We start from the raw sequence: 12385 nt of genomic DNA on the forward strand, positions 1-12385 counted from the left end.
GCGTCGTTTACAATATGCTATACTCGTGTATCTGCACTGCCGTGCGCACCCGCTGCCCGTGCCCAACAGCCTTGTGAGGTTCCTGCATGCCCGCCCAGACACCGCAAGATTTCGTGCGCAAGTGGCGCGCCAGCACGCTCAAAGAGCGCAGCGCCGCCCAGGAGCATTTTATTGATCTGTGCCACCTGATCGGCCATGAAACCCCCGGCGACGATTCCAGCGGCGAGCGCTTCACGTTTGAGGCCGGCAGCAGCAAGCAGAAGGGCGGCCAGGGCTGGGCCGATGTCTGGAAGCGCGGCTTTTTTGCCTGGGAATACAAGGGCAAGCACGCCAACCTTGAGAAGGCATACCAGCAGCTGCTGCAGTACCGCGAGTCGCTGCAGAATCCGCCGCTGCTGGTTGTCTCGGATCTCGAGTCGATCGTCGTCCATACCAACTTCACCAACACGGTCAAGCAGGTCACGACGATCACGCTTGACGATCTGCTGACGCCGGCCGGGCTCAAGCGGCTGCGCGCGATCTTCGAGAACCCCGACGCCTTCAAAGCGCCCCAGACCACCGCGCAAGTCACTGAGGCCGCTGCGCGCGAGTTTGCCCGCCTGGCCGAGCTGCTGCGCAAGTGGGGCGAAGATCCGCAGCGCACCGCGCATTTCCTCATCCGGCTGCTGTTCTGCCTGTTCGCCGAGGATATCGGCCTGCTGCCCGATAACCTGTTCTCGCGCCTGATTGCGCGCACGCGCGCCAAGCCGGCGGCGTTTGCCCAGCAGCTGCGCTTGCTGTTCGATGCCATGGCCGGCGGCGGCTGGTTCGGCTCGGACGAGATCCGCTACTTCAACGGCCGGCTGTTCGATACCGCCGATGTGCTGGAGCTGGATAGCGAGAGCCTCGACATCCTGGCGCGCGTCAGTGCGCTGGATTGGTCGAGCATCGAGCCGGCGATCTTGGGCACGCTGTTTGAGCGCTCGCTCGCGCCCGAGAAGCGCTCGCAGCTCGGCGCGCACTACACTAGCAAAGACGACATCCTGCTGATTGTCGAGCCGGTGCTGATGGCGCCGCTGCGCCGCCGCTGGCAGGCCGTGCAGGCCCAGGCGCGCGAGCTGGCCGCGAAACGCGACGCGGCCGCCGCTGGCCAGCGCACCAAGCTTGACGGCGATCTGCGCCGCTTGCTGGTGGGCTTCGCCGGCGAGATCGCGGCCGTGCGTGTGCTCGACCCGGCGTGCGGCAGCGGCAACTTCTTGTATGTGGCGCTCAAGCAGCTGCTCGACCTTGAGAAAGAAGTGATCGCGTTTGCCGGCGACGTTGGCGCGGGCGCGTTCTTCCCGAGCGTATCGCCCGAGCAGCTGCGCGGGATCGAGCTGAACGAGTATGCCCACGAGCTGGCGCAGATCACCGTGTGGATCGGCTACATTCAGTGGCTGCGCGACAATGGCTTTGGTGCGCCAGCCGATCCCATCCTCAAGCCGCTCGATACGGTCAAGCGCATGGACGCGATCCTGGCGTTCGACGCCGAGGGAAAGCCAGTCGAGCCGGAATGGCCCGAGGCCGATGTGATCGTTGGCAATCCGCCGTTTTTGGGCGACAAGAAAATGCGTGCAGAGCTAGGCGACGACTATGTTGAGACGTTGCGCGGGCTTTATGAAGGACGTATCCGAGGTGGAGCAGACCTTGTCCTTTACTGGTTTGAACGGGCACGGACATTAATAGCTGCAAAACAAGCTCGACGTGCAGGTCTACTTTCGACTAACTCCATCCGTAGTGGAGCAAATCGAGAAGTGCTTGAGCGTATCAAAACCAGTGGCGACATCTTCATGGCCTGGGCCGATCGTCCGTGGATACTCGACGGTGCAGCGGTGCGTGTTTCAATGGTTGGCTTTGATGAGGGAACCGAGGCACATCGAATATTGAATGGGGAGCTTGTGACCTTAATCAACTCTGACCTTACCGCATCAGTCGATCTTTCTAGTGTGAAACAACTACGTGAGAATTCCAATATTTGCTTTCTAGGCATGATGAAAGCAGGCCCTTTCGACCTCACCACGCAACAAGCTCACACAATGTTATCTTTACCAATCAATCCCAATGGTCGGTCAAATGCAGATGTGATCAAGCGTCGTGTAGGGGGACAGGATATTACGGGCCGACCAAGAGATACTTGGATAATTGATTTCGGCGTAGATACGACAGAGGAAGAAGCTGCAGAATATGAAGCCCCATTTGAGTACATCCGCAAACATGTAAAGCCCTTGCGAGATCAAAATCGACGGGAAACGATGAAACGACGATGGTGGATTTTCGGAGAGCCACGCCGAGGACTTCGTTCCGCTTTACGAGGATTGAGCCGATGTATCGTTACACCAGAAGTAGCCAAGCATCGAGTGTTTTCTTGGATAGAAACGTTCATCATACCAGATCATAAACTCCATGTTTTTACACGTGACGATGATTATTTTTTTGGTTTGCTCCAATCACATGTCCATGAAGTGTGGTCACTAGCTCTATGTTCTTGGATGGGAGTAGGTAATGACCCTAGTTACTCTTCATCGCGCACCTTCGAAACCTTCCCCTTCCCCTGGCCACCTGGCCGCGAGCCGCAGGGCGATCCGCGCGTCGAGGCCATCGCCGCCGCTGCGCGCCGCCTGGTCGAGCTGCGCGATAATTGGCTAAATCCGCCCGGCGCCGGCGAGGCCGAGCTGAAAAAGCGCACGCTCACGAACCTGTATAACCAGCGCCCAGCGTGGCTCGACCTGGCGCACACCAAGCTCGACGCGGCCGTGTTCGCGGCCTACGGCTGGCCCGCCGACCTGACCGATGAGCAGATTCTTGAGCGCCTGCTGGCGCTGAACCTTGCGCGCGCGGCAGCCCAGGGCGGCGCGGTGGCGATCGGAGCCGACGGTGAGGATGCTGAATAATGCCCGATGAGCGCTCGATCCGCATATGCCGGCCTTGGTAGAGGCGACCATGGCGAATCATAAACATGTAAATCGGCTGCTCCAGGGCGTTGTGGCGTGGAATGCTTGGCGAGAAGCCAACCCTGGTGTGCATGTCGACCTGGAAAGGGCTTACTTGTCAGGGGCCAATCTGTCAGGGGCCAATCTGGCAGGAGCCGACCTGCAAGGGGCCAATCTGACAGGGGCTTACTTGGCAGGGGCCAACCTGCAAGGAGCCAACCTGCAAGGGGCGAACCTGCGAGATGCAGTGCTAGAGCACACCATCTTCGCAGACCTTGACCTGAGTGGTGTCACGGGTCTTGAGACAGTGGCATATCTTGCCCCATCCACCATCGGCATTGATACGATCGTCCAGTCGCACGGCCGCATCCCCGAAGGCTTCCTGCGCGGCTGCGGCGTCCCCGAGAGCTTTATCGAGTACATCCCCGCGCTGATCGGCGCGATGCAACCGATCCAGTTCTACTCCTGCTTCATCAGCTACAGCGCCACCGACGAGGCGTTCGCCAAGCGCCTCTACTCGGCGATGCGCGATCAGAACCTGCGCGTCTGGTTCGCCGATGAAGACCTCAAGGGCGGGCGCACACTCCACGAGCAGATCGACGAGGCGATCCGCGTGTATGACAAGGTCGTCCTGGTGCTTTCGCCTGAGAGCCTGCGCAGCAAGTGGGTGATGCGCGAGGTGCGGCGCACCCGCCACGCCGAGCTGGCCAGCGGGCGGCGCAAGTTTTTCCCGATCCGCCTGCTCGACTACCGGGCGCTTGATACGTGGGAGTGCCTTGACCCCGAGACCGGCGCCGACCTTGCGGCCGAAATCCGTGAGTATTTCATCCCCGACTTTCGGCGCTGGAAAGAGCACGACGCCTTCGAGCACAGCTTTGCCCAGCTGCTGGCCGGGCTCAAAGCCGTGAGCGCGCCGCCCGCGCCGCGCTTCGAGCCAAGCGTCCCCGCCGACCCGCAGACGCAGCAGCGCCGGCGGCTGGCGATCCTGGAGGCGCAGCAGGGCGCGATGGGCATCCTCACCCCGCCGTATATCACCATGGAGATCGAAGATCTGCGCAGGCAGCTTGGCGACGGCGGGGCGGCGCCCGCGCCCTAGACCTGGCGCCAGAGAGATAGCGGCCCGATCTCGGTAGCGAGATCGGGCCGCTGTGAGTGTTCGCCTGCCCTGGCGATCGAGCAGGCGCGATCGGATGTGTCGCGGCGAGGTGCTGGCCGGCGCGGCCGGGGCGGAGGCGAGCGCCGAAGCATGAGGCCGGATGCCGCGCGGTGCTCGATCGCGTTGAGATATGGATATTCATTTAAACAGAGAAGAGGCGCCCTTCAGGATTGTACGTGCGTAACTTGCGCCATAAGCTCGTAGCTCCAGCGAAATACCGGGCTGCAGGCCAGCTACGCGCGTCGTTCTATCGTGGCCGCGCAGCCCAGGTAGCAAACGTGTGCCGCAGCACGTGCGCCGTGAGCGGTAGGTGCAGCAGCTTGGCGTAGCGCCGCGCGAATTGGCGCCCTCACAGCACGGAGCCCAAGCGCCGCAGTTTGCTCGGCGCTTGGGCCCCATCATTTCGCTATGCTGCACTCATGCCTGTAATACCAAATTCGCTTGATGACTTACACTTTGGTGGGGGTCTGCGGCTTCGCCGCCCCAGAATTCTTTTTCTTATGCGGCAGCCCCGCGCCCCCGCACAAGAAAACACAAGTAATCAAACGGAGTTGGTATAACACATGCGTGAGTGCACTTACGTCTATGGCGTCGCCGTCGATGTAGCCATGGAATTGATGGTAGCAGCCTTCGCGTCGATCTTTTTTAGGGCGGCATCAAGATCGATTTCACCCGAGACATAGGCGCTGAGCGTCTTACAGAAATAATCGCTTAGCTCGTGCGGCATCCAATCGGCTGCGGCGAAGCGGCGAATGTTGGCGTTCCGAACGACCTCAGCCGCCGCCCGCTCGCCGCCAGCTTCAGGGTACCACTCGAGCTGGGCATCCTTGTGCAGCGAGAAGCCGAAGCGGTGCGCAGACGTAATCCACGCCTCGAGCGGGGCGCCGGTCGTAAAATATTCTACCAGCGCGCGCACCTCGGGCCGGTCGTGGAACATCACGATAATATGGCCATACATGGTCACTGGCGCGCCGTACGACTGCTCGATCGGCGGCAACACGAAGAACCCGTAGTCGCTGCCGAACGCCTTGCTCGTAAACGCAGTATCGACATTCTGGCCGTCCCAGCCGGCGATGAAGCTCGGCGCGTTGAACAGCCAGCAGCGGGGCGGGTTCTCCATCATGCGCGTCATGACACTCCACCAGTAGGTTCGGTTGATCTCCTGCCGTTTGACATACGTGTAGCCGGGCTTGAACCAGATCTCAGACATCAGCTCGGCCGCGCGCTTGACCTGTGGCGAATCGAACTTCAGCCCGCCTGCGACCCACTTGTCGTAGTCGGCCGGGGAACTGGTGCGCAGCATGATTTCTGACATCCAGCGAGCGGCCTCGCCGCCCTGGTATCCTCCGCCGCCGTTCTCGATACACCAGGGCGTGCCGCCGTCCTTGACGATCCGATCCGACAGCGCCAGCAGCTCGGCCCAGGTCGCGGGCACCTGGTAGCCGGCCTTGTCAAAGGCCGCTTTGGGATACCAGACCACGCCGGCGATAAAGGCCATACTCCAGGCGCCGGCGACGATCGGCCCGTGTGGCCCGTCGACTGTTGCCCAGTCCAGCACGTCCTGGTCGTACCTCGCTCGCAGCGTGCTCATGTCCACGAACGTGCTGATGTCCACCAGCTTGCCCTGCTTCGCCCAATCGCGCAGCGACGATAGCGATGAGAGTTCCTCCACATCCGGCCCTTTGCCGGCGTTGATCTCGCTGGCGAGCTGCGAGTCGAGCTCGTCGGAGATGCTAGAGTACTGGATGTTGATCCCGGTTCGGCGCTCGAACTCTTTGAGCATCGTCAGATAATCGGTGTCCATCCACTCGGCACCGACGGTGACGATTCTGGTTTTGTAGTTCCCAGCGAATGCCTGCTGGAGCGCGCTTGGGGATGGGGTGGGCGTAGCTGGCGGCGGCGCGGTTGGGTTTGGCTGTGTGGCCAGTGGGAGTGATGCAGTTGGCTGGGCGGATTGCGGCGCGGAGCCACAGCCATCAATCACCATCAGCGTCGTGATCAGAAGGGTTAGTAGTACAACATGTGGATGTTTCATGGCGAACCTCCTCTCGTGTACCGTGACAGAGCACAGATAACAGCTACATAGAAGATCGCCGCATCGATATGGACGGGCAAGCCTACTTCTTATAGAAAGACTTGCCTTATTATTGACAAGATTTACGCGGTGGGGTTTGGGGCGGCAAAGCCGCCCCAAACTTCTTTGGCTGGTGGCGCCACCGCCGTGGCCGCCACCAGCCAAAAGAGTGATTTTGGAGGGCTTGCGCCCTCCAAGCCTCCCGCGCGGGAGGACACCGCGTAAGTCCTGTTATTGATAAGCATACACCTTCCACTATGGTGCCGGAGAATAGAGCTGATATCATCAGGAGAAGAATGCGCTACAATCTACTTCTGCGGGGGTGCAACACCGCAAGGCCTTTGCGCCCGTCGACGACGCTCGCCTGGTCGTCCTGACCGCTTCGGCCGATGAGCTGGCGCGGCGCTATAATCAGCAGCCGGATCTATACTTCTCGCTGGATGTCATTCAGGCGGCCAACCAGCGCTTCAGGCTTCTGCCGGGGCTGCTTCCGCCGGCGCTGCCTGTGCTGCAGCTCGATACGACGCGCAATGACGCTGAGGGCGTGCTGAGCCAGGCCGAGCGATTCCTGGCGCAGCCGCAGTAGCGCGCCAAGAAGTCGCTGCGCGGCCGCCGATCGGCCAGCTATGACACATCTCAGCAGATTATCGAGGAGCAGCATGACCGTCGCCAACGCTCGGGCCTGGCCGCGCGCGCGCCAGAAAGTAGCGCAGTATCGCTGGCTGTGGCCCGAGGTCATCGTGCCGTTTGCGATCACCCGCTGCGCGCTGCTGCTGGTGGGCTGGTTCGCGCAGTTCTTCCCGCGCAATGCCGCCTACCCGATCAAGCAGGCCGTCGCGCGCGGCTGGCATTTTTCGCCCTACCGCCTGGTCGATATCTGGGGCCGCTGGGATACCGGCTGGTACCTCGACATCGCCGCGCACGGCTATGCGCTGAATGGCGCGCCGCAGACCACCCAGAGCAACATTGCCTTTTTTCCGCTCTACCCTTTCCTGGTGCGCTGCCTTGCGTATCTCATCCCCGCGCGCCTGCGCACCCCCGGCGCGACGCTGCTGGCCGGCGCGCTGCTCTCGAACCTGCTGCTGCTGGCGGCGCTGGCCCTGCTGTACGCGCTCGTCGTCGCGCTTTTCGCCGACACAGCCGTCGCGCGCAGGGCGGTGTTCTACCTGCTGATCTTCCCCACCAGCTTTTTTTTCTCGTGCATGTACACCGAGTCGATCTTTCTGTTCCTGTCGGTGGCGGCGTTTTACGCGGCGCAGCGCCGGCTGTTCTGGCTCGCCGCCGTGCTGGGCGCGCTGCTGGCGCTGGCGCGCCCGCCGGGCGTGCTGATCGCCGTGCCGCTCGCGTGGCTGTATTTCGAGTCGCTGGGCTGGCGCGTGCGGAAGGTTGGCTGGGGCCTGGCGGCGCTCGCACTTATCCCGGCTAGCCTGCTGGGCTTTCTCGCGAGCCTCTACCCGCTCACCGGCAATTTTTTTGCGCCGATCCAGGTGCAGGGCGCGTGGGGGCGCGGCTTCGCAATGCCCTGGCAGACGCTGCTGCACCCCGTGGGCGTGGTCGCCTTTATTACGCCGCTCGATTGGCTCGCCACTGTCGGCTTTCTGCTGCTTGCGCTGATCGCGCTTCGCCGCCTGCCCTCGCTCGCCTATGGCCTGTTCGCGCTGCTGCTGATGCTGCCGCCGCTGCTGAGCGGAACATTGGTGTCGAGCGCGCGGTTTTGCGCGGTGCTGTTCCCGCTGTTTATCGTGATGGCCCTGCTGGCCCGGCGGCGCGCGCTCGATCAGCTGCTCACGGTTGCGTTTCTGGTGCTGCAGGCCCTGCTCATGGCCGCGTGGAGCCAGCTCTACTGGATCGGCTGAGCCTGCCGGCCGCGAATGCTCGCCCGGCCGCCGCTAATAGTAATAGGACTTACGCGGTTGGCGCGCTCAGCCTTCGGCAGAGCGGTACTGTTTCTCTGTATCGTGTGCGGTTTTTCCGCGCGTAGCGCGGAAAAACCGCACACACGATGAGCAAAAAGTACCTTGCTGCCGCAGGCACCATGCACGGCTTCGGGAAGCCGAATCACGCAAGCGCGTAACTCCTAATTAAATTCGCGGGCTCAAATTTAAAATTAGCGGCGCTAATATTAAATTCGCGGGCTCAAATTTAAAACTGGAGGCGCTAATATTAAATTCGCGGGCTCAAATTTAAAACTGGAGGCGCTAATATTAAATTCGCGGGCTCAAAGATAATCTCGCGCGCGCGAAAGATACTGCCGGCGCCGCGAAAGATACTCCCGCTGGCGCCAAAACTACCCTGGCGCGCGCAAAATATACTCCCGCCGGCGCGCGAGGCAAAGTTTTGGCCGCCACGGGCCACGATCGAGCGGGCTGGGCGATCATTTGAGGCCGCTAATATTAATCTGCGGGCTCAAATTTAAAACTGGAGGCGCTAGGATTAAATTCGCGGGCTCAAAGATAATCTCGCGCGCGCAAAAGATACTCCTGGCGCGGCGAAAGATACTCCTGGCACGGCGAAAGTTATTCCCGGTGCGGCGAAAGTTATTCCCGGCACGGCGAAAGTTATTCCCGGTGCGGCGAAAGATACTCCCGGTGCCGCGAAAGATACTCCCGGTGCTGCGAAAGTTATTCCCGGCACCGCGAAAGATACTCCCGGTGCTGCGAAAGTTATTCCCGGCACCGCCCCTCCCCCTACCCCCTCCCCTGTCAGGGGAGGGGAAACCATCTGGCTGTGAGGTGCGGTCGCCGCCGCGACCGCACCTCACAGCCAACAATAATCCCCTCTCCCGCGCGCGGGAGAGGGGGGCGAGGGGGGTGAGGGCCGACGTTGCACGAGTCCTGGGGGGAAAGGTGCCTTTGCGTCGCCCGGCCAACAATATGCTATACTCATCGCGCGCCTGTGTGCCCACAGGCAAGCCCGGCATTGCTACCCATACCTTGTGCGCGCCAGGGCGTTGCATGCCCGCCGCTATGCCGCGCCGATCGCCTGGCCGGCGCCGATAAGGATGCGAACATGGCGCGCTTCAGCGCTGAGCATAAGCGTGTGCTCGACGAGCTGCTGCTTGGCTACCCGCAGGTGCGGCCCGGCAAGATGTTTGGCTTCCCGGCGTACTATGTCGGCGCGAAGCTGTGCGCCTGCCTGTACGAGCAGGGCGTCGGCATCAAGCTGCCGCAGCCGTCGGCCGCCGCGCTGCTCGCGCAGGACGCGAACGTCGTGCCGTTTCAGCCGATGGGCAAGGCCAGAATGCGCGAGTGGGTGCAGATCAACCTCGAGCGCTCGGAAGAGTACCGCGGCTACCTGGCAGTGTTCGACGAAGCTGTTCGCTATCTGCTCGCACAGCAGGCCGGAGGAGCGTCATGAGCGCCACCAGCTGGATCGACCGCGAGGAGTACCCGTTCGCGTCGCACTATTTTAAACTGGCGGCCGGCACCATGCACTACGTCGACGAAGGCAGCGGCTCGCCGGTGCTGATGCTGCACGGCAACCCCACCTGGTCGTTCCTGTACCGCAACCTGGTCAAGTGCCTGCGCGCCGAGCACCGCTGCGTCGCGCCCGATCACCTGGGCTTCGGCCTCTCCGACAAGCCGGCGGGCTGGAGCTACCTGCCCGCAGCCCACGCGGCCAACCTCGCCGCGCTGATCGACGCCCTCGGGCTGAAGCGGATTACGCTGGTGATGCAAGACTGGGGCGGCCCGCTCGGCCTGGCCTACGCAACCGCGCACCCCGAGAATGTCGCGCGGATTGTGCTGATGAATAGCTGGGCCTGGCCGGTGAACCGCGACCCCTACTATATCCTTTTCAGCGGCATCATGGGCGGCCCGATCGGCCGCATGCTCATCCGGCGCTATAATTTCTTCGCCACGTCGGTTATGCGCCAGGCATTTGGCGATAATCGCCGGCTGAGCGCGGCCACGCACGAGCAGTACCTGCGCCCGCTCGCTAACCCGGCCGACCGCACCGGCTGCATGGTGTTTCCGCGCCAGATCGTCGGCTCGACGGCCTGGCTGGCTGGGATCTGGGGCAAGATCGGCGCGCTGCGCAATACGCCCACGCTGATCGTCTGGGGCATGAAAGACATCGCCTTCAGGGAAAAAGAGCTGAAGCAGTGGCAGCGCGCCTTTCCCGGCGCCCGCACGCTTCGCCTCGATACCGTCGGCCACTACGTGCAGGAAGAAGCCCCCGCCGAGCTGTCTCGGGCGCTGGCCGGCTTCCTCCAGTCTACCGCCTCGGCTTGATCGCGCCTCGCGCCCGTTTGTTGCCGCCATCCCGCGCAGGGCTGCGGGCTGGTATGCGTGCCTGCGCCGCACGCCTCGCGCGGCAGGCAGTGTTTCCGATGCGCTCCGCCATATACAGCGCTCTGCGCCGGCGCAGCTCGGCCGCAAGAGCCAAGGAGGTACACCCAATGAGCAAGGGCCGGCTTGAGGCGTTCAGCGATGGTGTGTTCGCGATTATCATTACGATCATGGTGCTCGAGCTGGCGGTGCCGCACGCCGAGGGCGTGGCCACGCCCGAGCAGCTGCTGCCGCTCGTGCCAGTGTTTCTGAGCTATGTGCTGAGCTTTGTGTATGTCGGGATCTACTGGAACAACCACCACCACCTGCTGCATAGCTGCAAGCGCGTGAGCGGCGGGGCACTGTGGGCCAACCTGTTTCAGCTGTTCTGGCTCTCGCTCATCCCATTTACCTCGGCCTGGATGGGCGAGAACAGCTTCGCAGCCTGGCCGGTGGCGCTGTATGGCGCGGTGTTGTGGATGTGCGGCGTGGCCTACTATATCCTCGAGCGCACGCTGATCGCCGCCAACGGCAAAGACTCGCTGCTGGCCTCGGCGGTCGGCATCGACGTGAAGGGCCTGCTGTCGATGCTGATGTATACCATCGCAGTGCCGCTGGCCTTCGTTAACCGCTGGGTCGCCTGCGCGCTGTATGTGCTGGTAGCGCTGATGTGGTTCATCCCCGACCCGCGGATCGAGCGCGCGCTCGGCGAGTAGGGCATGGCTCAATATGCGGCTGAACACGTGCTGTATGGTGATAGTGGGGGCTCGGGGGCGGCGAATCCGCCCCCGACTTTCTTGCCCTACTGCGTCGCCGCGCCCTTCGTGAAGAAATCGGCCATGGTTGGCGAGCAATCGCAGGCGGCGTGGCCCAGCGGCGCCAGCTGCCACGCCGACTCGATCGTGCGCAGCAGCGAGTAGTGCGTGTAGCCCACCGTCGACTCGTAGCCCGGCCGGGCCAGCGGCGAAATCACCAGCGTGGCGATGCGCCCGCCGGTGGCGTACTGGCAGCAGCCGCCGTCGTCGGCCTTCTCGCCCTCGTCGAATGTCAGGAACAGCGCGCCATTGTCCTTCCACGCCGGCGACGCGAGGATCTGCGGGATCCACTGCTCGAGCCAGGCGTTCGCGCTGCTCACCGGGCAGTCGTGGCCGTCGTTGCACATGTTTGGCGTGATCCACACAAAATCCGGCAGCGTGTTCGCCTGCAGATCGCTGGCAAACTCGCTGAACGGCACGATCCGCGCGCAGCGCGCCGGGTTGTTGCGGATCGAGTCGTAGTAGATGAACGGGTTGTGCTTCTGCCGGTACAGCGGTGGCGCGTCGCCGACAAAGCACGCGCTCGGCATCGACTCCATGTAGCCCTTCCAGCTGCGGCCGCTGGCCTCGATCTGGTCGGCCAGGTTGGGCTGGTTCAAGAAGCAGTCGTTGCAATCGCGCGTGATGCCGAACGTGTCGCCGCTGGTCAGCGCGATGTAGTTCGGCAGGCTTGGGTGCCCGACGCCGTAGAACTGGCTGGCCAGCGCATACTGGTGTGCGAGCTTGGCGATATACGCCGCGTTGCTGCTGTCGACGATCTCGTCGTAGGCTTTGTTTTCGAGCATGATCACAAAGATATGTTTGAATGCCGGCACCGGCGCCGTCGGCGTGCTCGCCACCGTCGGGTTTGGCGTCACGCCGAATGCTCCGGCCAGAAACGCGGCTAACACGCCTGCCATGATCAGCAGCAGCGTAATTGTTAAAGGTCGTATAGCACGCATGGTTCTCTTTTCCTCTAAGTATGTTTCAATTCACAGTAGAAGTTACGCACTTGCGTGATTCGGCTTCCTCAGAGTACGAGATTGAGTCTGCGGCAGCATGGTACCTGTTCACCTTCTGTGTGCGGTTGTTCCGCATTCCGCGCAGAACAACTGCCCTGCCGAAGGCTGAACACGCCAGCTACG

The 12385-nt window shown here is 62.4% G+C and carries 9 protein-coding genes and 1 pseudogene; 8 read left to right on the forward strand and 2 right to left on the reverse strand.

The window, feature by feature from the left end:
- Window positions 1-86 precede the first annotated feature (86 nt).
- The 3 genes and pseudogenes from U0177_RS17745 (at window position 87) to U0177_RS17755 (ending at window position 4044) form a co-directional block, all read left to right on the forward strand.
- Entirely contained in the window at window positions 87-2909 is a 2823-nt protein-coding gene (locus U0177_RS17745) for a class I SAM-dependent DNA methyltransferase (RefSeq protein ID WP_409571993.1), read from the forward strand.
- 49 nt (window positions 2910-2958) lie between these two features.
- Window positions 2959-3189 (forward strand): annotated as a pseudogene (locus U0177_RS17750) (pentapeptide repeat-containing protein); the annotation flags it as partial.
- Between the two features lie 66 nt (window positions 3190-3255).
- A complete protein-coding gene (locus U0177_RS17755; protein WP_409572105.1) occupies window positions 3256-4044 on the forward strand; it encodes a toll/interleukin-1 receptor domain-containing protein in 789 nt (262 codons plus the stop codon).
- A gap of 643 nt (window positions 4045-4687) precedes the next feature.
- Here U0177_RS17755 and U0177_RS17760 read toward each other — a convergent pair.
- Window positions 4688-6139, reverse strand: coding sequence for an ABC transporter substrate-binding protein (locus U0177_RS17760; RefSeq protein ID WP_409571994.1), 1452 nt, complete (start codon window positions 6137-6139; stop codon window positions 4688-4690).
- Between the two features lie 361 nt (window positions 6140-6500).
- Here U0177_RS17760 and U0177_RS17765 point away from each other — a divergent pair, with 361 nt between their 5' ends.
- The 5 genes from U0177_RS17765 (at window position 6501) to U0177_RS17785 (ending at window position 11162) form a co-directional block, all read left to right on the forward strand.
- Window positions 6501-6764, forward strand: coding sequence for a hypothetical protein (locus U0177_RS17765; protein ID WP_409571995.1), 264 nt, complete (start codon window positions 6501-6503; stop codon window positions 6762-6764).
- Window positions 6765-6837: 73 nt separating this feature from the next.
- Window positions 6838-8034, forward strand: a complete 1197-nt coding sequence (locus tag U0177_RS17770; RefSeq protein WP_409571996.1) for a mannosyltransferase family protein — start codon at window positions 6838-6840, stop codon at window positions 8032-8034.
- 1153 nt (window positions 8035-9187) lie between these two features.
- Entirely contained in the window at window positions 9188-9535 is a 348-nt protein-coding gene (locus tag U0177_RS17775) for a hypothetical protein (RefSeq protein ID WP_409571997.1), read from the forward strand.
- Window positions 9532-10410 (forward strand): alpha/beta fold hydrolase, encoded by an 879-nt coding sequence (locus U0177_RS17780; protein ID WP_409571998.1) that lies wholly within the window; start codon window positions 9532-9534, stop codon window positions 10408-10410. The genes U0177_RS17775 and U0177_RS17780 overlap by 4 nt, the downstream gene beginning before the upstream one ends.
- 167 nt (window positions 10411-10577) lie before the next feature.
- Window positions 10578-11162 (forward strand): TMEM175 family protein, encoded by a 585-nt coding sequence (locus tag U0177_RS17785; RefSeq protein WP_409571999.1) that lies wholly within the window; start codon window positions 10578-10580, stop codon window positions 11160-11162.
- 86 nt (window positions 11163-11248) lie between these two features.
- Here the strand turns inward: U0177_RS17785 and U0177_RS17790 are convergent, their stop codons facing one another.
- Window positions 11249-12202: an alkaline phosphatase family protein gene (locus U0177_RS17790; RefSeq protein WP_409572000.1), complete on the reverse strand. Its 954-nt coding sequence runs from the start codon at window positions 12200-12202 to the stop codon at window positions 11249-11251.
- Window positions 12203-12385: the final 183 nt, after the last annotated feature.

Source organism: Kouleothrix sp., assembly GCF_046328425.1.
In the GTDB taxonomy this organism is placed as follows: domain Bacteria; phylum Chloroflexota; class Chloroflexia; order Chloroflexales; family Roseiflexaceae; genus Kouleothrix.